The organism is Bacillus marasmi (genome assembly GCF_902168435.1).
Taxonomy (GTDB): Bacteria; Bacillota; Bacilli; order Bacillales; family Cytobacillaceae; genus Bacillus_BU; species Bacillus_BU marasmi.
Map to the genome: position 1 here is coordinate 49,277 of NZ_LR656177.1, position 24,233 is coordinate 73,509.

Consider the following 24,233-nt stretch of genomic DNA (forward strand, 5'->3'; position numbering starts at 1 on the left):
CAACATATTATGCTGGACCTTAGATTGTTTTTTAATATTAGATTGATTTTCCTAAATATGCTGATAGCATCCAAACATGCTTTTCAAGACCTGAGTGGATTGCAAGTAGCATATCACCAGTTGTTTCGTCGTCAATTTCTTCCGCAAGGCTCATGCCTTCCTTCAGTTCACCGATAATGATCATAAAGTCATTGATCACTGCTTGCACCATTTCTTGAGAAGTTTCCTGACCAGTAGCTTCTTGAATAGAAGATAGTTCAAGGTTTTCTCTCATCGTTGCAACAGGCACGCCACCAATTGCTAATAGACGCTCTGCGATTTCATCAACGTGTAGAGCCGCTTCGTTGTATAGCTCTTCAAACTTCACATGAAGGGTGAAGAATTGTTCGCCTTTAACATACCAATGGAAATTGTGTAATTTTACATATAGAACGGACCAATTAGCGATTTGTTTGTTTAATACTTGTGTAAGTGAATTCTTCATTAAGTTAATCCTCCTTGTATTCGGTACAATAATAAATACGGTAAAAGTAGTAGTTATTCCTGTCCCCAATCCAAAACAAAAATGTCAACTTTGTGAACCCTTTAGCGTAGTGGGGGACTGTCCCCCATTGCGTTAAAGTGGTAAAGTGAGGCGTTTTTCTCTGTTCATTTTCGTTTTATTGGAGTAAAATTGGTTTGTAATTTTTCGACAAAATCACAGGAGCGATTAATCATGCTTGGATCAATAAACAGGGTACTCGAGAGAATGATGCCAATCATTACTCCTGTTAGTGTCATAATCGGAGTACTTCTGACCGATGAGTTAAAGTCATGGTCATATTTAGTACCGTGGATTTTCGCTGTCATGACGTTTATCGGCAGCTTAGGGTCAAATTTTAAATCGTTAAAAGACGTATTTACTCATCCGATGCGTTTAATAACAGTGCTATTAATTCTTCATATTATTGTACCTTTATGGGCTTTGTTATTGGGCCATATTACTTTTAGTGGAGACATTCACACCATCACGGGTATAGTCCTTGCCGCCGTGATTCCAACTGGAATTACCAGCTTTATTTGGGTTTCGGTTTATAAAGGAAACGCTCCGTTAGCCTTAACGATTATTTTAGTAGATACTTTTCTATCGCCCTTTATCGTTCCATACAGCGTTTCACTTTTAGCAGGTGAAAAGGTTGTAATAGATACGTTCGGAATGATGCAAGGCTTGCTTGGAATGGTCGTAATCCCTTCATTATTAGGCATGACATTGCACGAAGTAACCAAGGGGAAGGTCAAGCAAAAACTCGGTGTTCCCTTAGCACCTTTTTCAAAAATTGGTTTGGCAGCTGTCGTCATGATTAACAGCTCAGTCGTGGCTCCATATTTGAAGAACTTTGACGTTAAACTATTAACTATTGCAGCTCTCTCCCTCACGGTATCAGCGTCCGGCTACATGATCTCTGTAGGTGTCGGAAAGCTGTTAAAATGGGGAAGGGGAGACGTCACTACACTCATGTTTACTGGGGGCATGAGGAATATCAGTGCAGGGGCTGTTATTGCTGTCGCCTATTTCGAGCCAGCAGTTGCCGTACCTGTTGTGATTGGCATGCTGTTCCAGCAAGTCTTAGCCTCCATCTTTGGTCATTTATTGCACAAATCCTACGAAAAGCCACTAATCCAAAAACAAGTAAAAGGTGCCTGACCAAAACCAAGGCTGGAGGAAGCAAACAACCTCCAGCCTTTAGTGCTTTAGTGAGGTGGGGGCCTGTCCCCCACCTCACTAAAGCGATAAAGTGGATATTATTTTTGGACTTCGTTTGGTACAGATAGCTCTAGTCCCTCGGCGATGCGTTTGCCATATTCAGGATCTGCTTTATAGAAATGTCCGATTTGGCGAAGCTTGATTTCATCCTTTTCCACAGGCTTCATCGCAGCAACAATATTGTCGACGAGGCGAGTACGCTCCTCTACACTCAGCAAGCGATACAAATCACCCGCTTGTGTATAGTGATCATGATGGTCATAGCTTACATTTTCGGCAATACCCGTCACAGGATATGCCGCCTGTTTATTTTCCGGTGAGTCAACTGGGCCGCCATAGCTATTTGGCTCATAGTTGACTTTGCCGCCACCATTGCCATCAAAGCGCGATTGGCCGTCACGCTGATAATTGTTAACCTCAACCTTCGGACGATTAATTGGTAAATGATTATGCTGAACACCAACACGGTAGCGATGTGCATCTGCATAAGCGAACAAGCGACCTTGCAGCATTTTATCAGGTGAAACATCAACTCCAGGGACTAATGTTCCAGGCGAGAACGTAGCCTGTTCAACTTCCGCAAAGTAGTTTTCATGATTGCGATTTAACACCATCCGGCCAACTTCAATTAATGGATAATCCTTTTGTGACCAAACTTTCGTTACATCGAAAGGATCGAAGCGGTACGTGTTTGCATCCTCTAACGGCATAATTTGTACGAACAGCTTCCACGCAGGGTAATTGCCATCCTCAATTGCGTTAAATAAATCTTCAATATGATAATCCGGATTCTCACCAGCAATTTTTGCTGCAACATCAGGAGCTAAGTTTTTCACGCCTTGCTCTGTTTTAAAATGGTACTTAATCCACACACCGTCGCCATCCTCATTCGTCCATTTGAACGTATGGCTCCCATAGCCATTCATGTGGCGTAATGTGGCCGGAATACCACGGTCTGACATGAGAATGGTCACCTGGTGCAATGCTTCTGGGGAAAGTGACCAGAAATCCCACACTGCATTAGGATCCTTTAAATGAGTTTGTGGATTTCGTTTTTGTGTATGGATAAAATCTGGGAACTTTATTGCATCGCGGATAAAGAATACAGGCGTATTGTTTCCAACGATATCGTAGTTTCCATCCTCTGTATAAAACTTGATCGCAAAACCACGTGGATCACGAACAGTATCAGAAGAACCAAGCTCTCCGGCTACTGTAGAAAAGCGTGCGAACAGAGGTGTTCGCTTGCCAACTCCATTAAAAACCTTTGCTTTTGTATATTTACTTACATCATTCGTTACTTCAAAATATCCGTGTGCTCCTGCTCCTTTAGCGTGAACAACACGTTCTGGAACACGTTCACGATTAAAATGAGCCAATTTTTCTAATAGATGTACATCCTGCAATAAAGTAGGACCTCTGTGACCAGCGGTCATCGAGTTTTGATTATCACCAACGGGAGCACCCCAGCTAGTTGTTAATTTTTGTTCATTGTTTGCCAATTGGATCACCTCGAAGAATATTTTTGCTACTCCTAAATGATAACAGATTTCAATTAAAAATCAATACTAAATTATAATAATTATAATCTAGAAAAAATAACCACATTAAAATGTGGTCATACCTTTAACGCAGTAAAGCGATGGGGGACAGTCCCCCATCGCTTTACTGCGTTAATTTGATATATTGATTTGGAGTGAAATTTAGGCTTTTTCGTATTGTGTTTTTTGTTTTTTGAGATTTAGGGCAACGAAGATGATGCCGATGATCCAGAGGCCAATTAGTACGCTATAAATGACAACTGTTGCATTGGAAGGGAGGCTAAAGGTCAATAAAAGCGTTCTCACATTAGTGAGAATGATCATTCCACCGACTAAGACTCCGAGTAGGTGCGAAGGAATAATTTTTACGAGCCAGGCTGCAATCGGCGCAGCAATTATTCCGCCAATCATCAACGCAAACACCCAGACAAAGTTTATTTCACTCCAGCCGAGTGAAATAAAAAACCCAAGCGAAGAACATACGGCGATTGCAAATTCACTAGTATCCACGGAACCAATAACTTTCCTCGTTTCGATATTTTTTTTCGATAAAAGAACGGGTGTTGCAATTGGACCCCAGCCACCTCCACCAGTCGCATCGAAAAAGCCAGCTATAAACCCAAGTGGAATAAAAAATCGTTTGTTAATATTTTTTTGATTTTGCTCAAGGACAACTTTCCTGTTAAACAAAAATCTATAAATGACAAAGACCCCTAATCCTAATAAAAAGACTGAAACATATGGCTTGATGATATGTCCTGGAATACTCCCTAAGAAAAGAGCACCTAAGAAAGCACCAATTGACCCAGGAAGGATTAATTTTTTCACGATGCCTTTGTCAACATTGCCAAAACGAATATGTGACACTCCTGATGCAGCCGTCGTAACCACCTCTGCTAAGTGAACGGATGCCGAAGCTGCGGCTGGAGCAATCCCGAACATTAATAGTAGCGATGTGGAGGTGACTCCATACGCCATACCAAGTGAACCATCAACTAACTGCGCACATAGCCCGATGATTGCAAGAACAATTAGCCTCTTCAAACAAAACAACCCCTTTGACGTTCAGCCTTCTTCCGAATCTCCAATACCCAATTCTTTATTCAGTGAATAAGGATGACATGTTGTAGTGATAAAGCTTTTAACTAGGCATTTTTACCCCATGATATGAAACTGTTCAAAGTCAGGTCACTTGTTTATTTGAAATTGGGCATTTGAAAAAAGGTTTAAACCTAATCAACAATTGAATTTTCGCCCTTCAACATTAGTTTAAAAAATTCCAAATATTCAGCAAATAAGTTATAATGACAATGGTGTTGTTCTTAATAAAGAACCGCAACCTCTATTAAAAACTACTATCCTAAAGCCTTAACGAAAGGAGATTACGATGATTTATCTGTTTTATTACCTCTCTCTATTAAATTTGATCGATGGCGTAATCACCTTTTTCGGTCTGGAGTATTCGATTATCGGGGAAATGAACCCCATTATGAATCAGCTTTATCAGCTACATCCGTTTCTGTTTATTACGGCAAAAATCACCCTATCACTTTTGCTATATTTATTTATCTATTTCAAGCAAGTGCCTAGCAGCAATGCAGCGAGAACGGTCACCTATGTTGCTTCAGGGCTATATACGGTTGTTTTTTTTCTCCATAGCTTTTGGGTCATTGAGTACATTAATATTTATAACCTGACACAATAAAAAGCCGGATGATTGAATCATCTGGCTTAGGTAAGCTAAGTAAAGTTCATTTTATCAAGCAAATATTTTCTCAGCAGGGGGCATATCAACGATTTCAGAATATTGACTAATCAATGTATCAAAAATATCATCCCATTTTTGGGTAAGTGCATAATTGCGAGCTTCGAGCCCCATTTCGTTTCTCAAATTACGATGGGTGAGAAGCTGAACAATTGCCCTTGTAAAATCCTCCACATTTCCAGGTTCACATAAAGTTCCTGTAATCCCCGGATTAATAATATTTTTGACACCGCCCGCGTTGGCACCGACCACTGGAGTTCCGCAGGCTAGGGCTTCAAGAACGACATTTCCGAAGGTCTCAGTTGGAGATGGAAATATAAATAAATCTGATACACTGTATGCCTCTGCCAAACTATCACCTTTTAAATAACCTGTAAAAATCATATTGGATGCTGCTTCTTTTTGAAGCTCATCGCGCAAAGGGCCATCGCCTATAATCAACCATTGCAAATGCTGATTAAGATCGTACGGAAGCGATTTGGCGACAGCCATCAGCGTCTTTAAATCCTTTTCAGGAGCTAATCTGCCAACAAAGGTTAGTAGGTATTTTTTGTTAATTCCAAGCTTACTCCGGACAATTTTACGATTGTAATATGGATGAAAAGCTTGACAATCAACACCATGAGGCCATTTTTCTAGATTCGAAAAGCCATGTCGATTTAATTGGTTGAAAGTTACAGCAGAAGGGACAAATATTTTCCGAAACGGTCGATGGAACCACTTCATGTACTTCCATAAATATTTTGAAAGGAATTGAAGGTCATAAAATTGCAGGTAGTAATCGAAGTCCGTGTGATAGGATCCGACAAGAGGAATGTTTAATTTATTTCCAAAATAAACACCGCAAAGGCCAACATTAAAGGGTGTTGCAACATGAATGATATCGGGGGCAAAGTCCTCCAACTCCGCTTTTATTCGCATAACATTTGGTAATGCTAAGCGGCATTCGGGATACAGGAAAAATGATAGACTTTTTAGACGGTGAATTTGACTTGAAATGTATTCTTTTCCTTCCGACTTATCAAAGCCTTCTGGAGCAAAAACCTTGTAAGTAATTCCGCGTGAATCTAAATAATCTGTATAGCGCTTCAGAGTATTGGCTACTCCATTGATGTCAGGATAAAAGGTATCTGTGAAAAATGCGATTTTCATTCCATCGCCTCCTAGTTCTAAAATTAGCTAAAAACTCATAAAAATGCTGTTCACAAAGTAAAAGCAAACAGTGCCAATCGATGAACCTAAAACGACACCCGCAATGACATCAGTTGGGTAATGGAGTCCCAAATACATTCTGGAAATTCCAACACAAATTCCTAAAGGAATCAGCCCAAAAGCGAGCATAGGTGCATATAAAACAAATGGGGTAATCACAGAAAAGATTGCTGTCGTATGCCCAGAAGGAAACGAATGATCCTGTAACGGATTAGCAGGAATTCTAATCATATCTAGCTTCTTATATGGTCTTTGACGCGGATAGAGTTTTTTAACAAAATGAACTGGTACGTGGCTTAAAGCCAATGTAAGAGTACTTGCTAAACCAACCCACTTTAATGTAATGGGGAGAATGAAGAGTAGGAGCAAAGTTACAGTGATTGTAACAGTTGCACCACCGAGATGAGTAATATTGCGAAAAAAACCATTCAAAAGCCTTTTATCAAAATGGCGATTAACCTCTCTAAAAACCTTACACTCAAACTGATGGATCGAAAAAAGCAGTCTGCTCATGTAACAATCCTCCGAAAAAATTATTTGTTGCTACTCTTCTTATTGTAAAAAGGAAATATTTAGGCAATATAAGAGGAATGTAAAATTTTCGAAAAAGTATTTTGAATATGTGAAGTTTTCTCGCAAACTAATGATGAATGGAGTATAGTTAGTGAGTATGTATTAGTACAGAGTAATAACAGTGAAATCTGGTGGTGAACAGGAACGTGATTAGAACGAAAATTCCAACCTATGAACGAATTGCGATTGATCTAGCAAATCGTATTTATGATGGGAAGTTTAAGGAAGGAGAAAAGATTCATGGACGCTCAACCTTGGCCAGTGAATATAAGGTTTCTCCTGAAACAGTTAGAAGGGCAATCAAAATTTTAGAAGATGTTGAAATTGTCCAATCGACAAAGGGCAGTGGTATCATTATTTCCTCCCGTGAAAATGCTTTTAAATATATTAATCGTTTCTCAAGTCTTGAGAGTATTAATGAACTAGAGAAGCAAATGAATGCACTCATAACAGAGCGTGAAAAGCTAGATGAACAAATGTTTGAAACGCTGCGGAAAATTACCGATTACTCGGTTAAGCTACGCCACACAAATCCGCTTGCGCCACTAGAGGTTGAAGTAAAATCAACCTGTATTCATATTGGCAAAACGATTTCTGAGCTGATGTTTTGGCAAAATACAGGTGGAACGGTCGTTGGAATTAAGCGTAAGGGTGAGTTAATCATATCACCAGGACCATATGCGTTGATTTTAGAAGGAGATATTCTCCTTGTCATCGGCAATGAGCTGGCTTACGACCGCGTCCTACATTTCATGAATGACAAGGATTAAAAAGAAGCTGGGACAGAACCAAATGATTTTTATGTAGTACTATATTAGAGATCAGTGTTGATTTTCAAGTAGGTATGAGAATCTAAATAAGAGTAGAATTTCCCCTTATTGTCTGTAAGGGGGGCTAAATGAGCTGAAATAAGAGTAGATTTTCCGCTTAACGACTCCCCAAAAGACAAAATTAATTGATTTTTATGAAATAAGCGGAAAAACTCCCGTTATTATAAGGGAAATATGGGTCTTTTCCAAAATAAGCGTAATTCTTCCGCTTATTTTCAAACACAAGGAAATCAACATTCGGGTTAACAGACCCACAGGCAAAAAAATTTGCACTCAATGTGTGATCCACATTTATTACAGGGTAGCTCTATAGTATATGGAAATAAGAAAAACGAACTATTAGGAATTTCTAAGTAGAATTACCTAATAGTTCGTTTTTTTGTTTAGCTGAAATACTTATGTCCCAGCCTCTTCGCTATATCAAGTAAAAGCACCAGCGAATAGGATCTTTTGTGCGTTTCTCCGAACAAGACGCTTCCGAAGCTTATAACAATCCTTCTTTTTCCAAAAACTCCTTCGCTACTTTGGCTGGTGCTTCTTTTAAGCTATCAACCTTATAATTTAATTCACGCATTTTCTCGTCATTCAACTTGCCGGCCAAGCTATTAATTACGCTTTTGAGCTCAGGGTGTGCGGTCAATGTTTCCTCATTCACAATTGGAACCGCATAGTACGGTGGGAAGAAGCCTTTATCATCCTCTAATACCTTTAAATTAAACGCTTCTAATAATCCATCCGTAGAAAAGGCGTCAATTACATCACTTTTATGATTATCAAGAGCAGTGTAGCGCAATCCTCCATCAACTGCCTTCACCTCACTAAAGTTCAAACCATATGTTTTTGCTAAGCCGATTAAGCCATCCTCGCGATTAGGGAACTCGATTGTTGGCCCCATAATTAAGCTGCTGCTTACATTAGCTAGGTCGGAAATCGTCTCCAAGCCATATTGCTGTGCTGTATCTTGACGTACTGCTAAAGCATACGTGTTGTTAAATCCAAGTGGTTGTAATAAATCAATACCGTATTTTTCTTTGAATTTTGATTTTACAATTGAATATACTTCATCAGGATCGCTTACGAGCTCTTCATTTAATATATTAACAAGGCCTGTTCCGGTATATTCAACATATAAATCGATATTTCCGTTATTAAGAGCGCTGAAAGCTACTTGTGAACCACCGAGGTTCAGCTTTCTTTCTACTTCTATATCAGTCTTGCTTTCAATTAAATCTGCCACCATATTTCCTAGTATCAATTGCTCGGTGAAATTTTTCGAACCAATTACAATTTTTTCATCTGCTTGTGCCTTTGAAAAAATTGAGAAGGCTCCAACGGCAAAAATTAAGATAATCGCAAAGCCAATCGCCGTTTTACGTGTTTTGCTACCAATTTTTCGGGTTGCTTGGCCTGTCCGCTTTTTGCTTGTATAAGACAAAGAGGTTTCTAGTTTACCAACAATAAAATCAATTAATAACGCAAGGATACAAGCTGGGATGGCTCCTGCTAGAATCATATTGTTATCGACTGTTTGAACTCCAGAAAAAACAAGATAACCTAGGCCTCCAGCACCAACGAAGGCAGCGATTGTCATTAAACCAACAGCGGTTACCGCTGAAATTCTGATTCCCGCCATAATCATCGGGAAGGCTAGCGGGAGCTGAACCTTGCGCATGACTTGACTTTTCGTTAGACCGATACCTTTGGCGGCTTCCAGAATGTCTCCATCAATATTTGTTAAACCTGTATAAGTATTTTTGACAATTGGAAGTAAAGAATAAAGTACAACCATGACAATGGCAGGAGAACTACCAATCCCGATGAACGGAATTAAAAAGCCTAATAAAGCTAAGCTTGGTACCGCTTGGATGACATTCGTTGTTCCGATGATTGGTTTAGCGAGCCGTTGTTCACGCGAAATTAAGATTCCGAGCGGGATGCCGACGATAATGGCAATCAGTACAGATAATACGCTCAAGTATAGATGTTCACCTAATAAACTTAGTACTTGCTGATAGTTATTCGTTAAATAATTCCACAATTCACTCATTAGAATGCCACCTCCAAATCGATTAGTTGGCTACTTAATGCGGATAAAATACTGCTTCGAGTGATTAGTCCGACTAACTTGCCAGCATCATTCACCACTGGTACGTAGCCGATTTTATGTTCATTCATGGTCATTAAAATAGAAATTAAGTTCGATTCCACACATACGGCTTGAACATTTGTTTCCATAACTTCCTCAATGATTGAGTTTCTATTTTGCAGTTTGATTCCCTTTAAGGTTACCATTCCAACCAAAATACCATTTTTATCGGTCACCATAAGGCTATCAACTTTATTTTCCTTCATAATTTCTATTGCCTGAAGTACAGTTCGCTTCGGTGTGATTTTCACTGGATTTGAAATCATGATATCTTCAGACTTCAGTAGCTCAGGGTTATTCCAAACCCGCCTTTTGCCTATGAAGCTTTCGACAAAGTCGTTTGCAGGATTTTTTAGAATATTTTCAGGGGTATCAAATTGGAGAATATTGCCGTCCTTGAGTAGACAAATTTTATCGGCAATTTTGATGGCTTCATCCATATCATGCGTAACAAAAATGATGGTCTTGTTAAACTCCTTTTGCATTTGGAAAAGCTCTTCCTGCAAGGAACTCCGGGTAACCGGATCGAGTGCACTAAATGGTTCATCCATTAAAATGATGTCTGAATCAGTTGAAAAAGCTCGTGCAACACCAACGCGCTGCTGCTGCCCACCACTTAATTCTTTTGGATAACGGTGTAAGTATTCATTTGGATTTAAGCCGACCATTTCGAGCAAGTCATTCGTCTTCTGCACAATTTGCTCTGGGGCTTCACCTTTGAGTTTTGGAATCAGTTCGAGATTTTCTTTAATGGACATATGGGGAAATAATCCTGTGTTTTGAATAACGTAGCCAATATTGCGGCGGAGTTCAATCGGATTCGTTGTTGCAATATCTTTGCCATTCACGAATATGCTCCCTGATGTAGGCTGAATGAGCCGGTTTATCATTTTCAGTAGAGTTGTTTTCCCACAGCCACTCGGTCCAACAAATACCACAAGCTGTCCAGCCTCGATGGTTAACGAAAAATCATTGATGATTGTCTTTTGCCTGTATTTCTTACTAATATTCTTAAACTCTATCAATTTCATTCCTCCTCTATAATAAAATTCACGATTTTTTATCCAACAACTCAACTCTAACACATAAGTTGTTACTTTTACAAGAAAAAAGCCCAAAATCCGACAAACGCCGATACTTCAACGCTTCACCGTAGTGGGGGCCTGTCCCCCAGCGCTTCACCGCGCTGGGGGACAGGCCCCCACTGCTTTAAATCGTTAAAGTTGGTGAGATTTGTAACATGCAACTAAAAATTATATTGTTATAATGAAAATGTTTAACAATTTTAAATATTCGCAGCGGTACGATTTTCTTAGTATTGGTGGTGCATTATTTAATGGAAAGAACAAATTTTGACCATATGATTGAACCGTTTCTGTTTGAGACAGCTCAACAAATTGAGCAGCTGGAGCAAGCGATTATCGAAGCGGATACAACTGGATATTTTTCAACTGAAATCGTCAATGATATTTTTAGAAACATGCATTCCATAAAAAGCTCATCAGCAATGATGCAATTCAATAATATTTCCAAGGTTTCTCATGCCACCGAAGACTTGTTTTTCTTTATTCGCGAAAATAAACCAACAAAGGTTGATAGCGCCTCATTATGTGACCTCGTTTTGGAAGCAATCGATTTTAATAAACTAGAATTAGAAAAAATAAAAAATGGTGATAAGGCAGCGAGTGATGAATCGAGCCTGATTGCCAAGCTGCATGAATATTTGAACCTACTAAAGAACAGTAATGTAATCAAACAGGAAACAGCAAAAGATCCAGTAACAAAAGCAGAAACAACAACCGCACCCATGTCCGAACGTAACCCTGGACTAGAATCACCCTCCACAACTACCCCTAAGAATCGCTATAAAGCACTCATTCATTTTATTAAAGATTGTGAAATGGAAAACATTCGCGCCTACATGATTACACACAATCTCCAAGATATTGCCACCATAGAAGAGTTTAGCCCTCATGATATCGCAGAAAACCCAGAAAGTGCAGAAGCTATTAAACACGACGGATTCACAATTATTTTTTCTTCAAACCAAACAGTTGAGGAAATCAACACATTCTTTGGGCATCTAGCTTTTATTGAAAGGATCGACTTGAATCAAGTCGTACCAGAAAGTAAGCCATCACCGCAACAGCAGCCGCAACAAAAACTAGCAGACCCAAAACACAATGTGGTGAAAGAGACCCAAACTAACAATAACAACCATTCAAAAATGATTAGTGTAAACGTACATAAGCTCGATAAACTAATGGATTTAATCGGTGAAATGGTCATTTCAGAGGCGATGGTCACACAAAATCCTGATTTAAAGGGATTGCAGCTGCAAAATTTCCAAAAAGCCTCGAGACAGCTAGCGAAAATTACGGGAGAAATTCAAGATACAGTCATGTCTATAAGGATGGTACCGCTTGGACCAACCTTTTTTAAAATGAACCGTGTTGTTCGTGATATGAGTCGGAAGCTGAAAAAAGAAGTCAAGCTCAAAATCATTGGTGAAGAAACTGAGGTTGATAAAAATATTATCGATAATCTTGGGGACCCACTTATGCATATCGTCCGGAATTCTTTAGATCACGGAATAGAAGCGGCGGAAGAACGGGAAGCACAAGGGAAAGACAGAGTTGGAACAATTACATTAGAAGCGAGGAACGCAGGGAGTGAAGTGTTAGTCATCATTGAAGATGATGGCAGAGGGCTAAATAAACAAAAAATCCTTGCGAAAGCAGCGAAAAATGGGCTGTTAAACAAAAAACCTGAAGATATGACAGATAAAGAGATTAGTAATTTAATTTTGTTACCTGGTTTCTCGACAAAAGAAAACGTGACAGAATTCTCCGGACGAGGAGTTGGAATGGATGTTGTCATCAACAATATCGAAGCCGTAGGTGGTTCAATTCTGGTTGATAGTATTGAGGGAAAAGGTACAAAGATGACAATAAAAATCCCACTTACTTTGGCCATCATCAATGGGATGAACTTTAAAGTCGGAAATGCAAGGTATACGCTTCCGACCACTTCCATTAGAGAATCATTTAAGCCAAAGCAAGAGAATGTCATAACAGATCCTGATGGAAACGAAATGATTATGATTCGTGGCTGCTGTTTTCCAATACTGCGGTTGCACCGCTTCTATCAAGTGCCTACTGAGATTGAACAATTTCACGAGGGCATTATGATTATGGTCGAAAATGAAAATAATGCCATTTGTTTATTTGTCGATGAATTATTAGGAGAACAACAGGTAGTCGTAAAGGCTTTGCCAGACTATATTCAAAAAATCAAAAAAATTCCAGGCCTAGCAGGTTGTACTCTGCTTGGTGATGGAAGTATTAGCCTAATTTTAGAATCAAACGGTCTAATTGCCTAGTGTGATATAAGGGGGAATAGTGATGACTTGGTTTAAAAATCTAAAAATAAGGGTGAAATTAATCACCTGTTTTTTCATCGCTGCAATCTTTACCATCATCGTTGGTTTGATCGGAATATATGAAATGAGAGCCATTCACGATACCGTTGATAAAATTTATACAGATGACTATCAAGCAGATTTGCTGCTTTCTGAAATCATTTCTAATACGAAGGAAATACATATTATACATTTACAAGCTATTTATGAACAAAATCCAGAATCACTGCCAAGCAAACTAACGAAAATTGATGAACTAACCGAAACGGATAACGATAGGTTTACAGAACTTGAGAAAAAGGGAGCAAGTGAGACTGAAGCCGTTTTATTTACTAAAGTTAAAGAAAGCTTAGGCGTTTATCGAGAGTTACGCAATGCTAATTTAGAGCTAATTAAATCGCAAAATTACGAGCAAGCATTAGCGGAATTACCAGAGGTTGAGAATGCAGCAGCGGAAAGTGATCAAAATATCCAAAACCTTCTTGATGAGAGTCATAAAGGCGCCGAAAAGCATATCGAAGAAAGTCAGGCTGATTTCGTTTCTAGATCGATCATTATCACCAGTGTCGGAATTATAGGGACTTTATTTGCAATTGGAATTGGATTATACGTTGCAAGCCTTATTTCCAATCCGCTTAAGAACTTAGGAAATGTCGCCAACAGAATGGCTGATGGAGACTTAGATGTGGATATCAGCTTCCAGTCCAAGGATGAGGTGGGGGAGCTTGCCCGTGCCTTTAAGAAAATGTCTGAAAACCTAAACGATGTTATTGCCAATATTCATTCTGCAGCTGAACAGGTTTCATCAGGCTCAAAACAAGTATCAGATTCTAGCGTGGAGCTCGCTCAAGGAGCAACCGAGCAGGCGAGTTCAATCGAACAGTTTACCGCATCAATTGAAGAAATCTCATCACAAACAAATAACAACGCCAAAAATGCGATTGCGGCAAATGAGATTGCATCATCTGCGAAAATGGATGCCGAGCGTGGCAATGAACGAATGATCAAAATGCTCGGTTCGATGGAGGATATTAATGAATCCTCTAGTAATATTTCAAAAATTATTAAGGTGATTGACGAAATTGCTTTTCAAACGAATATTCTTGCATTAAATGCTGCCGTCGAAGCAGCACGGGCTGGTCAACATGGAAAAGGGTTTGCGGTTGTGGCGGAGGAAGTGAGAAACCTAGCGGCAAGAAGTGCAGATGCTGCAAAAGAAACGACGGACTTAATTGAAGGCTCAATCAAAAAGGTCGAGGATGGGACAAAAATTGCTACGGAAACAGCAGATGCACTTAATAAAATTGTCGTTGGGATTACAAAGGTAGCAAGCCTTGTAGGTGATATAGCCGTTGCTTCAAATGAACAGGCATCCGGCATAGGTCAGGTGAATCAAGGAATCATACAAGTTTCGCAAGTCATTCAAGCCAATTCAGCTACTGCCGAGGAAAGCGCTGCAGCGAGTGAGGAGCTATCAAGTCAGGCGGAGCTATTAAATAATATGGTAAGACGCTTTAAGTTAAAGCGAGGACGTACCGCTCATGCGGGAGATGGGATTTCTCCAGCGGTATTAAAATTAATTGAAAATATGGGGGAAAAAGAGTTTAACCAAACATCCTATCACAAGGAGAAATACTCAACAGACGGTTCTATACATTCTATCGATTTGAGTGATAAAGAGTTTGGTAAATACTAATCGATTACAACGTTCAGAGGGAGCAAGCTCAGTTGAGATGCTCTCTCCTCGTTATGGGGTGTCTTGTGTGTTCATAACAGATAAGGAATTTCAGCAATTGGCGTATTATATCGAGTATAACTATGGTATTCATTTACGAAAGGAAAAAAAGACTTTAGTTGAAGGCCGATTATATAATTATATAAAAGAAAATAACATGAGTAATTTCAGTGAATTTTATCAGCGGTTAATTCAGGATAAGACGAATCAAACAGCAACCAATTTGGTTAATAAAATTACAACTAACCATACTTTCTTTATGAGAGAGACCGACCATTTTGATTACTTTCGCGACATTGTTCTTCCATATTTAAGCGAAAGTGTTAAAGACAAGGATTTGCGAATTTGGAGTGCTGGTTGCTCCACCGGGGAAGAACCCTATACTTTGGCAATGATCATAAATGATTACTTCAAAAAAGAAAAGCTGTTTTGGGATACGAAAATATTAGCAACAGATATTTCTGATAAGGTGTTGAAAATAGCTCGAGATGGTCAATATAGCAATGGTGCATTAACGAAAGTCCCTCCCACCTGGAGGACAAATTACTTTGAGCACATTAACAAAGATACAAGTGAGATTACCAAAAGAGTACGCGATGAAGTTATTTTTCGACGATTAAATTTAATGGATAAAGTGTTTCCGTTTAAAAAAAGGTTTCATGTGATTTTTTGCCGGAACGTTATGATTTATTTTAAAGAACAAACAAAAATGGAACTGGTCAACAAACTCTACCAATATACCGAACCAGGTGGATATTTATTTATCGGTCATTCGGAATCATTGAATCGCGAACGGACCGCCTATCAATATATAAAGCCAGCCATATTTAGAAAAATGTAACCTATCCTAAACCCAACTCCAATAAAAAGAGATGATTACAGTGGATGTTAAGAAAATAAAGGTTTTAGTGGTGGATGATAGCCGTGTACATCGAGAAATAATCTCGCGGGGAATCTCGTCAGATCCAGCGATTGAGGTAGTCGGGGCAGCCCAGGATGCTTTTGAAGCAACCGATATGCTATTAAAATATCGACCAGACGTGCTAATTTGTGATATTGTCATGCCGAAAATGAATGGAATTGAGTATACTCGAAAACTACTTCCACAATATCCGATACCGGTCATTGTATTAAGCTCCTTGAGCGAAGCGGCATTGGATGCCATTCACGCAGGTGCAGTGGATTTTGTTTGTAAGCCAAACGTTGGCTCGCCGCAGGAAGTGGAGAAGTTCCTTTACCATTTAATTAATAAAATAAAAATTGCCTCTCAATCAAAAATTATTATAAAACAAGCACCTGAAAAAAACGAAACCCAAATCAAATCATATACTACGAGTAAGGAAGGGAAAATTATTGCTATCGGTGCCTCAACGGGTGGAACAGAGGCGTTGCTTCGACTCTTTAAGCAATTGCCGCGTGACATACCGGGCATTGTTGTCGTACAGCATATTCCAGCGAACTTTTCAAGAATGTTTGCTGAGCGTCTTGATGCGCAAACCCATTTTGCCGTGAAAGAGGCAGAGGCTGGAGATATTGTTGAACCAGGAAAAATCTATATTGCCCCTGGCGAACGTCATATGAGAATCATTAGAAGAGGTTTTTCAATCAAGCTAGATGTTTTTAAAGGTGAAAAAGTGAGCGGTCATTGCCCGTCAGTCGACGTATTATTTGAATCGGTCGCAAAAGAAATAGGGAAAAAAGCAATTGGGATTATTTTAACCGGAATGGGAAGCGACGGCGCGAAGGGCTTGCTTTCGATTCGCCAGCATGGCGGTAGAACGATCGGGCAGGATGAAGCTTCATCAGTCGTTTACGGAATGCCCAAGGTTGCTTACTCAATCGGAGCAGTTGAAAAACAAGGCTCCATCGAAAGGATTCCGACACTCCTGCTCCAAGCACTTATCAATAAAAACTAATCTAATAAATGGTGGTGGAAACGACTCATAGTTTTCACCGCCATTTTTACTTTTTCCAAAAAATCACACTTGTTAAACATCACAGACTATATGACGATAATATTATATAAAGGTATGTGGATGTTGCTAGCTATTATTCAGTTAGATTCAATAGGAGGTTGTTTATGAAAATTCCTCAAATTCAATTGCAACAAACTTATGCTAAAATAGGAATACGCATAACGAAGCCTGTTCAGGATATAGAGCAGCCTCCTGCGCAAATGTCCATTAAGCAAGAGCATACCAAAATGGTCATCGACCGCAAACCAGGGACGCTAGAGATAGATCAGGAACAGGCACGAAATGAAGTGAATTTAAAAAGTCCAAGCGTCCTGTCAGATGATTTTGCCCAATTTGGTAGACAGCAGCTGTTAGAAGCGATTGATGCCATCGTTCAAAGGGGAAATAGGATGGCGGCCATAAAAAATAAAGCAGATGCCATTGTTGCCATGGCAACAGAACAAACACAGAAGCCACCACCGGACTTTAATATTGGTTTTATTCCGAGCTACGGATCAGTCAAGTTTGACTATACTCCAACAGAGCTGCAAATTGATTGGCAAATCGGAGGTACCCAGATTGAAATCTTACCGCAAAAGCCAATCCATCACTACAAGCCCGGAAAAGCAGAGGTATTTATGAGCGAGTGGCCCGAGCTTAAAATAGATGTTTTAGGATAGTTTCAATTTTTCCTCAAAAAATACTAAACTATCGGCTAAATCTACCGATAAAATAAAAAAAGACAGGAGGCGACTTGTTATGAGAATTGATAATATGAAATATGGTATGTACTCATATCAAAATCAACAGAAAAATTCTGTGACAAGCAAAGAAATAAAAAAGTCACCTTCCTCAAGCGACGTTAGCATTTCTTCAGCAGGCAGAGAAATTTCGCAAGCAAAAATGACAGAGCAAGCCCAGCATAAAGCGCGTGTTCAAGAATTGAAGCAACTGATAGCGGAAGGTAATTACAAGGTGGACTCAAGTAAAGTTGCTGAAAAGCTTATCAGCTTTTGGAGTTCTGATTCCAAATAGGAGAAGTGACTATGACTTTAAAAAACCTAATTGAAATATTGGTTTCAATGGTTGATGCCCATAAAAGATTATTAGATCTGACAAAAGAGAAACGTCAAGTTTTGATTGAGGGGGATCATCAAAACCTCCTGCAAATGACTCACCGAGAAAATTCAATTGCGATAGAGATTGAAAAACTGGAAAACCAAAGAAAACAATTTGTCGAGGAGTACCTTAAAACGAATGGTTATCGGGGTACTTCTTTTACGCTTGAGGAAATCATTAAACTACTAAATGATGCCCACATTGAAGCCACTATGACGAAAATCGCCAAGCAACTTCGTACGTTAGTTCAGGAAATTTCCACTATAAATAAAGGAAACCAACAGCTAATCGAAACAACATTAGCTTATCTTCAATACTCAATGAATATGTTTATCCCGAAGGATACTCCTGTGGGGTATGGACCGAAATCAAAAAATAATCAAGCAAGCCTATTGGATGCTAAAGTTTAATGAAAAGGTTTTTGAAACGGAGGGAATGATATGGCTTCAAGCTTTCATGGTCTTGAGGTAGGGAAACGAGCACTATTCGCTCAGCAAACAGCGCTCTCAACGACAGGACATAATATTTCTAATGCAAACTCAGCTGGATACACAAGGCAAAGAGCGGAAATGCGAGCAAGCAGTGCAATGAGCGTTTCTGCAGGAATCTATTCCTTTCAATTAGGTACAGGGGTTGAAATAAGCAAGCTTGAACGGATGCGCGAGGATTATTTAGATGTTCAAATCCGTTCTGAAAATAAAAATTTAGGATATTGGGAAGCCAAGAGCGACTCCCTTTCTAAGATAGAAGAAATATTAAACGAGCCATCAGATGAGGGTTTAGCCTATATCATGAATGAATTTTGGAAGGGCTGGCAGGAGTTGGCGAAAGACCCTGACAGTGCTGCTGCTCGTGCGGTTGTGCGGCAAAGAGGTGTTGCGGTAACGGAATCATTTAAGTCCATCATGGACTCACTTGACCAAATGCAAACCGACCTCAAGCATGTCGTCGATACGAAAAAAGGCGAGGTTAACTCGATCGCTACACAAATTGCCAATTTAAATGATCAAATTGGACGACTTGTCGCAAACAATTATGACCCGAATGATTTATATGATCAGCGTGATTTACTAGTCGACCAACTTTCAAAGATCGTTGATGTGAAGGTGACCAACTCTACCCACGGAAAGATTGATATTGCGGTTGGTGGAGGAATGCTTGTCGAAGGAAACAATGCCAATAAACTAGAGTTTAACTATGATTCTACAACAGGCTTAATTGATCCAGAAAGCATCACAATCGCTGATGAAAAAATCAAGCTTGTTTCCGGCGAGCTTCTAGGTCGGTTCGAATCATACGGCTTTGTTGGTGGAGGTTCTGAATCTACCATTCCTTACATTAAAGGGAAAATGAATGATTTTGCGATGACGGTTGTAAAAGCCGTTAATGAAGCGCATCGCAATGGTGAAAGCTTAGACAATATAAAAAATGGAAGTACAGATAAGTTTGATTTTTTCACTGGTACTTCGGCTCAAGATTTAGCAGTGAACGATAAGATAATGGATTCACTTGACTTTATCTCAGCTGCACATAAGGATCCGAAAACCGGTATCGCATCAAGCGGAAATGGTGACAATGCGAAAGTGATTGCCGATATTTTATTAACAAAGAATCTCAGTTTTTCAGATTCAACCTCAACCGTGAACGATTTTTATCGAAATATTATTGGACAGCTTGGAATTGATTCACAGGAAGCAGCGCGGATGCGTGCTAATTCCCAAGGAATCGTTGAACAGGTTGAAAATCGCCGTCAATCGATTTCTGGCGTTTCTTTAGACGAAGAGATGACGAATATGATTAAGTTTCAACAAGCATACAATGCTGCTGCCCGAGTTGTCTCCGTGATGGATGAGTGCTTAGATAAAGTCATTAATGGAATGGGCAGAGTAGGATTGTAAGGGGGATTGAAGGATCATGCGAGTTACGCAAAACATGCTAAACCAAAATTTGCTTGCTAACCTACAACGTAGCAATACAGCAATGGGAAAATACATGAATCAATTATCGACTGGGAAAAAAATTAATTTGCCATCTGATAATCCTGTAACGGCAGTAAGAAGTATGTATTATCGATCTTCTCTAAATGAAGTTGATCAATTTAAACGGAATCTTGAAGATGGCCTTTCGTGGATGTCTACGACAGACGAAGCACTCGATCAGCTTACGAGTGTGATGCAACGTGCTCGCGAACTTACTGTTCAAGGACTCAGTGATACAAATGATCCAAGTGCCCGTCAAGCGATTGCTGAAGAGATTAACCAATTAAAAGAACATCTAGGTGAAATTGCTAATTCTCAAATTGCTGGAAGATACGTGTTTGCCGGTACTGATGTAAAGACTCCGCCATTCCGTGCAGACGAAGCTGTTCCAGATTCTGCAAAGGAATTCAGAAACACCAACAATGAAAAGCTAGAGTTACAGGTCGGACAAACGAATCATATTCAAATCAATGTGTTGGGGACAACCGTATTTAATAACGATGGTGCTGGTGGGGTATTTAAGGTTTTAGAGGATATTGTTAATCATTTTAATGCGCCAGATAGCAGTGGTAGTGCTGACTTTTTAGATAAATTGGATTTTCAAATCGATAATATCCTAAAGGAACGCTCTGAACTCGGTGCCCGAATGAATCGGCTCGAGCTAAGTGCTTCAAAAGTTGATGCGCTTGAAGTATCAACAACTAGGTTGCTATCCCTTGAAGAAGATGCTGATATATCCAAAGTTATCATCGACCTCAAAGCGCAGGAAAACGTCCACAGTGCAGCTCTCTCAGCAGGAGCGCGAATTATCCAACCAACACTGGTCGATTTCTTAAGATAAAGCAATTGTTTAATATATTACAAAAATAAAAATCTGTTGTGCTGACTCTAAAAGTGGTATTATCCTTTTGAGTTAGCCTTTTTATTTCATTATTACTTACATATTTTTCATGAACGTGAAATTATCTCCTAATTATTTTACGAACAAAAAAACTGATATTGAAGGTGTTTAACAATGTATCCCAAGATAAATCAACAAATCCTCATCGATATTGTTCAAAAGGAGATGTCTTACAGGTCAATTATTGCTGAGTATCAAGACGATGAAATCTTAATTGGAATCCCGATGTCTGATAGAATTGGTATTTTGCCTAACGGAACTGAAATCGAGATTTCGTATAAAGTTGGTGAAAATCTATATAAATTCTCATCGGAAATTACCGGAAAAAAACTAGACAATATCCCGCTCTATCGAATCCTTAAACCAATTGAGAAAAAGATTTATCGCATCCAACGCCGTGAAAACTTCCGTGTTAACCTTCATTTAAAGCTCGTGTTATTAGAAAATGAGTATACGACCGTAAACGTCAGTGCCGGGGGATTATTATTCTCAGGTCCCGGAAAACTCGACCTTAAGGAAGGTCAGCCGCTAACTGGACAAGTGCTCGTCCCAAATGTCCAGGCTCACGATCTTGAATTCATTACCTTCCATGGAGAAATCAGACGCGTTTATCAATCAGAAGATAAAACTCATACCTTTGTTGCGGTAGAGTTCACCGAAATCAGCCCAAAGGATCAGACCATTATAGTCCAATCCTGCTTCGAACAACAAAGAAAAATGAGACTAAGAACCAATTCATAGGCTTTGATATAAAAATAATAGTTTCGTCTAAGTTGATTGGAGTGGAAGGCACGAAAACTCCTGCGGGAGCAAAGGGCATAGGGAGACCCCGTAGGCGCAAAGCGAAGTGCCTGGAGCGGAAATCAACAGACAAGTTTAGAGTGGCAAAAATTATTAAACAAGCCAATCCCATCAAACCATGTATTTGATGAGAGATTTGCTTGTTTTTATTTTGTTTGAACATCATTTTGATTCTGTATATTTACAGATAACAAAGAAAATTATATAATGTTCATAAAATATTTGTTATTTTATTAATAATTGTGATATAAATCATTGCGTTGAAAATATTTATTAATTTTGTCATCGGTAATATTTTAGTCAAACAATCTGCTATTTCAATATATCGTCGCACCTTGATTGTTTTTGATGAATATCAAAAATTAATGGTCAGAAAAAACAAGTTGTAATCGAACAATATGATTACAAGGAGGAGTCATTGTGAGTTTGAAGACAGCTATTTTTCAAATGAAGGAAGCATTAATGAATCAAGAAATCGATGGACAGGAAGAAATGGTACGGGAGCTTGAAATAAAGCATGGCATAAATCCTGGGGGATTATCATCCTATTATCATCAACTATTGATGGTACAAAAAAATAGTGCTGACCTGGCAAATCAAACGAATGATGAGGCCAAAAAGATTAACCGAAAATGGACAAAACAAGAAATGGAATTTATGTTTCGCTATATTCAGGCGCGCCAGGAAGAAGGGGCGTTAAATATTACTGAGATTTTAGAGGAAATAGCCCAGCTGTTAAATCGAGGCTATCAGTCGGTTAATTATAAATATTATACGCTCGTCAAAAATGGAGCAAAAAAGCAAGCTGAAAATCAGGCGCAAATGGAAATAAAATATGCTACGATTTCTGAAGATAGTATACCTGTAGTGGCGACGGAGTTAATCGGAAATCCGCAGGACGATGTGCAAGTTCATTATGCTGCATCGACACAAGCTGATGATTTGCTAGATATATTATCAGGATTCATTACGAATGTTCAGCAGTTGCCGGGATTGAATCTTAATCAATTGCTGAAAAGTTTATATGAGCTAACGAATTTGGCTTTGCAAAATCAATCGGCACTTCAGCAAATCACAAATATCAAAACAGAAATGAATCAAGAAAAGCAAGTACTACAGGAAAAGTTAGCTAAGGCAGAAAGACAATTAGTACAGGAAAAACAACGCAATCAGGACTTAGCAGCAGATATGTCACGTCTAGCGAAGGAAATTGAAGTTTTCAACAGTTTAAATGATGTGGCGAAAATACAAAATTTAAAATCGTTCAATCAAAAACTGAACCAAATCATCAAAAAAGAAAACCAAGTCGAGCCGCTTAGTCGCCTAATATAACTCCAATCAAGCTATCCCTAACCAACGGGGTAGCTTTATTTTTTTAGGGGTGGCTGTTGTATTAGTGATAGTGCAAACTTAGTTGATTGGAGAGAAAGGCACGTAGACTCCTACGGGAGTAAAGGGCATAGGGAGACCCCGCAGGCGCAAAGGGCTGAGGAGGCTCCCTGCACCGCCCGTGGACCGCTTGTGCCTGTAGCGGAAATCAACATTTGCCCCAAATTACTCCTAAACTTTCCGCAGCAAAGTCCGATAATAAAATTAACTTTTGGTTTTATGTGAAAGGAGAAATACTCAACATGGTGACAAAAAATCCTTATCAAACCTATCAAAAACAAGCGGTTACAACTTCCCGTCCGGAAGAACTAACGCTTATGCTATACCAAGGCCTCGTCAAATTTATTCGTTTAGCCAAACACGATCTTGAGAATAATAATATCGAAGCAAGTCATAAGCATAATCTACGAGCGCAAGACATTATTACTGAACTAATGGTAACCTTAAAAACCGGCTACGAAATCTCTGAATCATTATTGTCATTATATGATTTTATGAAAACTCGCTTAATTGAAGCAAACTTAACGAAAAAGCTTGAGCTTTTCGACGAAGTAGAAGGATTATCATTAGAACTGCTAGATACATGGTCCGAAGCAATAAAGTTAAATAAAACAAAGCAGTAGGGTTGTTGATTAAATATGGATAAATTAATCGCAAAGCTTTACGATATTACATTAATGATGAAGCAGTCATTGGATGAAGAGGACTATGAGAAGCTTAATGAGCTACTTGATATACGCAACATGATTATCGCGGAAATTGAGGTAGCAAAAACGGAACATCATCAGTATTCACAGCAAGCGAAATTATTATTGCGAGAAATGAATTTAATCGATACTCAGGTCACTCATCAATTAATCAAAGCGCATGCGGAAACGGAAAGTTTAATTAATCAACAAAAAATCAATAAACAGGTTTCTAAAAAATTTCAGCCATATAGTAAGCAAACAAGCGGCGTATTCTTAGACGAAAAGAAGTAATTCCGATTGTTTATGCAACTCTAAATACTCGTGTACGACGAGTATTTTTTTTGTCCATAATTAGTCCTAATTCACCTAGTAAACTTTTTTAAGGGGGTTAGACACAATTTTGTAACAATTATTTTAATATAACTATCTTTAT

23 protein-coding genes are annotated in these 24,233 nt (G+C 39.0%); 16 read left to right on the forward strand and 7 right to left on the reverse strand.

The features are described from left to right. Positions 1-37: 37 nt before the first annotated feature. A complete protein-coding gene (locus tag FXW34_RS17500; RefSeq protein ID WP_147535349.1) occupies positions 38-484 on the reverse strand; it encodes a Dps family protein in 447 nt (148 codons plus the stop codon). A gap of 231 nt (positions 485-715) precedes the next feature. Between FXW34_RS17500 and FXW34_RS17505 the strand changes: the two genes are divergently transcribed. Then, positions 716-1,684: a bile acid:sodium symporter family protein gene (locus tag FXW34_RS17505; protein WP_147535350.1), complete on the forward strand. Its 969-nt coding sequence runs from the start codon at positions 716-718 to the stop codon at positions 1,682-1,684. A 98-nt stretch (positions 1,685-1,782) separates the two neighbouring features. Here the strand turns inward: FXW34_RS17505 and katA are convergent, their stop codons facing one another. Both katA and FXW34_RS17515 read right to left on the reverse strand, forming a co-directional pair. Further along, positions 1,783-3,246, reverse strand: coding sequence for a catalase KatA (gene katA, locus FXW34_RS17510; protein WP_281292945.1), 1,464 nt, complete (start codon positions 3,244-3,246; stop codon positions 1,783-1,785). Positions 3,247-3,447: 201 nt separating this feature from the next. Beyond that, positions 3,448-4,329: a sulfite exporter TauE/SafE family protein gene (locus FXW34_RS17515; protein WP_147535351.1), complete on the reverse strand. Its 882-nt coding sequence runs from the start codon at positions 4,327-4,329 to the stop codon at positions 3,448-3,450. A 343-nt stretch (positions 4,330-4,672) separates the two neighbouring features. Between FXW34_RS17515 and FXW34_RS17520 the strand changes: the two genes are divergently transcribed. Beyond that, positions 4,673-4,990: a DUF5658 family protein gene (locus tag FXW34_RS17520; protein ID WP_147535352.1), complete on the forward strand. Its 318-nt coding sequence runs from the start codon at positions 4,673-4,675 to the stop codon at positions 4,988-4,990. Positions 4,991-5,044: 54 nt separating this feature from the next. Here the strand turns inward: FXW34_RS17520 and FXW34_RS17525 are convergent, their stop codons facing one another. Both FXW34_RS17525 and FXW34_RS17530 read right to left on the reverse strand, forming a co-directional pair. Further along, a complete protein-coding gene (locus tag FXW34_RS17525) occupies positions 5,045-6,202 on the reverse strand; it encodes a glycosyltransferase family 4 protein (RefSeq protein ID WP_147535353.1) in 1,158 nt (385 codons plus the stop codon). A gap of 27 nt (positions 6,203-6,229) precedes the next feature. Next, on the reverse strand, positions 6,230-6,775 hold the full coding sequence (locus tag FXW34_RS17530; RefSeq protein WP_147535354.1) for a phosphatase PAP2 family protein: 546 nt from the start codon (positions 6,773-6,775) through the stop codon (positions 6,230-6,232). A gap of 206 nt (positions 6,776-6,981) precedes the next feature. On the opposite strand from FXW34_RS17530, the gene FXW34_RS17535 reads away from it, so the two are divergent. Further along, positions 6,982-7,605, forward strand: a complete 624-nt coding sequence (locus FXW34_RS17535) for a GntR family transcriptional regulator (RefSeq protein WP_246141151.1) — start codon at positions 6,982-6,984, stop codon at positions 7,603-7,605. A gap of 544 nt (positions 7,606-8,149) precedes the next feature. Here the strand turns inward: FXW34_RS17535 and FXW34_RS17540 are convergent. Then, on the reverse strand, positions 8,150-9,712 hold the full coding sequence (locus FXW34_RS17540; protein ID WP_147535355.1) for an ABC transporter permease/substrate-binding protein: 1,563 nt from the start codon (positions 9,710-9,712) through the stop codon (positions 8,150-8,152). Beyond that, positions 9,712-10,836 (reverse strand): betaine/proline/choline family ABC transporter ATP-binding protein, encoded by a 1,125-nt coding sequence (locus FXW34_RS17545; RefSeq protein ID WP_147535356.1) that lies wholly within the window; start codon positions 10,834-10,836, stop codon positions 9,712-9,714. Before FXW34_RS17545 ends, FXW34_RS17540 begins: the two co-directional genes overlap by 1 nt. A 311-nt stretch (positions 10,837-11,147) precedes the next feature. On the opposite strand from FXW34_RS17545, the gene FXW34_RS17550 reads away from it, so the two are divergent. The 13 genes from FXW34_RS17550 to FXW34_RS17610 all read left to right on the forward strand — a co-directional run bounded on the left by FXW34_RS17550 (position 11,148) and on the right by FXW34_RS17610 (position 24,091). Next, the gene (locus FXW34_RS17550) at positions 11,148-13,193 is read left to right on the forward strand and encodes a chemotaxis protein CheA (protein ID WP_147535357.1); all 2,046 of its coding nucleotides are present in this window, start codon (positions 11,148-11,150) and stop codon (positions 13,191-13,193) included. Between the two features lie 22 nt (positions 13,194-13,215). Further along, a complete protein-coding gene (locus FXW34_RS17555) occupies positions 13,216-14,928 on the forward strand; it encodes a methyl-accepting chemotaxis protein (RefSeq protein ID WP_147535358.1) in 1,713 nt (570 codons plus the stop codon). A 67-nt stretch (positions 14,929-14,995) separates the two neighbouring features. Continuing rightward, complete coding sequence (locus tag FXW34_RS17560; RefSeq protein ID WP_246141153.1) at positions 14,996-15,808, forward strand: CheR family methyltransferase; 813 nt, start codon at positions 14,996-14,998, stop codon at positions 15,806-15,808. Between the two features lie 40 nt (positions 15,809-15,848). Continuing rightward, the gene (locus FXW34_RS17565; protein WP_147535359.1) at positions 15,849-16,883 is read left to right on the forward strand and encodes a protein-glutamate methylesterase/protein-glutamine glutaminase; all 1,035 of its coding nucleotides are present in this window, start codon (positions 15,849-15,851) and stop codon (positions 16,881-16,883) included. A 164-nt stretch (positions 16,884-17,047) separates the two neighbouring features. Continuing rightward, positions 17,048-17,602, forward strand: a complete 555-nt coding sequence (locus FXW34_RS17570; RefSeq protein ID WP_147535360.1) for a DUF6470 family protein — start codon at positions 17,048-17,050, stop codon at positions 17,600-17,602. 79 nt (positions 17,603-17,681) lie between these two features. Then, on the forward strand, positions 17,682-17,957 hold the full coding sequence (gene flgM / locus FXW34_RS17575) for a flagellar biosynthesis anti-sigma factor FlgM (RefSeq protein ID WP_147535361.1): 276 nt from the start codon (positions 17,682-17,684) through the stop codon (positions 17,955-17,957). A gap of 11 nt (positions 17,958-17,968) precedes the next feature. Further along, entirely contained in the window at positions 17,969-18,451 is a 483-nt protein-coding gene (locus FXW34_RS17580; protein ID WP_147535362.1) for a flagellar protein FlgN, read from the forward strand. 30 nt (positions 18,452-18,481) lie between these two features. Further along, a complete protein-coding gene (gene flgK, locus FXW34_RS17585; protein ID WP_147535363.1) occupies positions 18,482-19,939 on the forward strand; it encodes a flagellar hook-associated protein FlgK in 1,458 nt (485 codons plus the stop codon). 16 nt (positions 19,940-19,955) lie between these two features. Then, on the forward strand, positions 19,956-20,861 hold the full coding sequence (gene flgL / locus FXW34_RS17590; protein WP_147535364.1) for a flagellar hook-associated protein FlgL: 906 nt from the start codon (positions 19,956-19,958) through the stop codon (positions 20,859-20,861). Between the two features lie 174 nt (positions 20,862-21,035). Then, positions 21,036-21,662, forward strand: a complete 627-nt coding sequence (locus FXW34_RS17595) for a flagellar brake protein (RefSeq protein WP_147535365.1) — start codon at positions 21,036-21,038, stop codon at positions 21,660-21,662. A 480-nt stretch (positions 21,663-22,142) separates the two neighbouring features. Beyond that, positions 22,143-23,054, forward strand: a complete 912-nt coding sequence (locus FXW34_RS17600; protein ID WP_147535366.1) for a hypothetical protein — start codon at positions 22,143-22,145, stop codon at positions 23,052-23,054. Positions 23,055-23,353: 299 nt separating this feature from the next. Beyond that, positions 23,354-23,734, forward strand: coding sequence for a flagellar export chaperone FliS (fliS, locus tag FXW34_RS17605; protein ID WP_147535367.1), 381 nt, complete (start codon positions 23,354-23,356; stop codon positions 23,732-23,734). A gap of 15 nt (positions 23,735-23,749) precedes the next feature. Beyond that, positions 23,750-24,091 (forward strand): hypothetical protein, encoded by a 342-nt coding sequence (locus FXW34_RS17610; protein WP_147535368.1) that lies wholly within the window; start codon positions 23,750-23,752, stop codon positions 24,089-24,091. The last annotated feature ends 142 nt before the right edge of the window (positions 24,092-24,233 follow it).

Coding starts and splice junctions, on each gene's coding strand:
- FXW34_RS17500 (WP_147535349.1), bottom strand. CDS start 484: ATGAAGAATTCACTTACACAAGTATTAAACAAACAAATCGCTAATTGG.
- FXW34_RS17505 (WP_147535350.1), top strand. CDS start 716: ATGCTTGGATCAATAAACAGGGTACTCGAGAGAATGATGCCAATCATT.
- FXW34_RS17520 (WP_147535352.1), top strand. CDS start 4,673: ATGATTTATCTGTTTTATTACCTCTCTCTATTAAATTTGATCGATGGC.
- FXW34_RS17525 (WP_147535353.1), bottom strand. CDS start 6,202: ATGAAAATCGCATTTTTCACAGATACCTTTTATCCTGACATCAATGGA.
- FXW34_RS17530 (WP_147535354.1), bottom strand. CDS start 6,775: ATGAGCAGACTGCTTTTTTCGATCCATCAGTTTGAGTGTAAGGTTTTT.
- FXW34_RS17540 (WP_147535355.1), bottom strand. CDS start 9,712: ATGAGTGAATTGTGGAATTATTTAACGAATAACTATCAGCAAGTACTA.
- FXW34_RS17550 (WP_147535357.1), top strand. CDS start 11,148: ATGGAAAGAACAAATTTTGACCATATGATTGAACCGTTTCTGTTTGAG.
- FXW34_RS17555 (WP_147535358.1), top strand. CDS start 13,216: ATGACTTGGTTTAAAAATCTAAAAATAAGGGTGAAATTAATCACCTGT.
- FXW34_RS17570 (WP_147535360.1), top strand. CDS start 17,048: ATGAAAATTCCTCAAATTCAATTGCAACAAACTTATGCTAAAATAGGA.
- flgM (WP_147535361.1), top strand. CDS start 17,682: ATGAGAATTGATAATATGAAATATGGTATGTACTCATATCAAAATCAA.
- FXW34_RS17580 (WP_147535362.1), top strand. CDS start 17,969: ATGACTTTAAAAAACCTAATTGAAATATTGGTTTCAATGGTTGATGCC.
- flgK (WP_147535363.1), top strand. CDS start 18,482: ATGGCTTCAAGCTTTCATGGTCTTGAGGTAGGGAAACGAGCACTATTC.
- flgL (WP_147535364.1), top strand. CDS start 19,956: ATGCGAGTTACGCAAAACATGCTAAACCAAAATTTGCTTGCTAACCTA.
- FXW34_RS17595 (WP_147535365.1), top strand. CDS start 21,036: ATGTATCCCAAGATAAATCAACAAATCCTCATCGATATTGTTCAAAAG.
- fliS (WP_147535367.1), top strand. CDS start 23,354: ATGGTGACAAAAAATCCTTATCAAACCTATCAAAAACAAGCGGTTACA.
- FXW34_RS17610 (WP_147535368.1), top strand. CDS start 23,750: ATGGATAAATTAATCGCAAAGCTTTACGATATTACATTAATGATGAAG.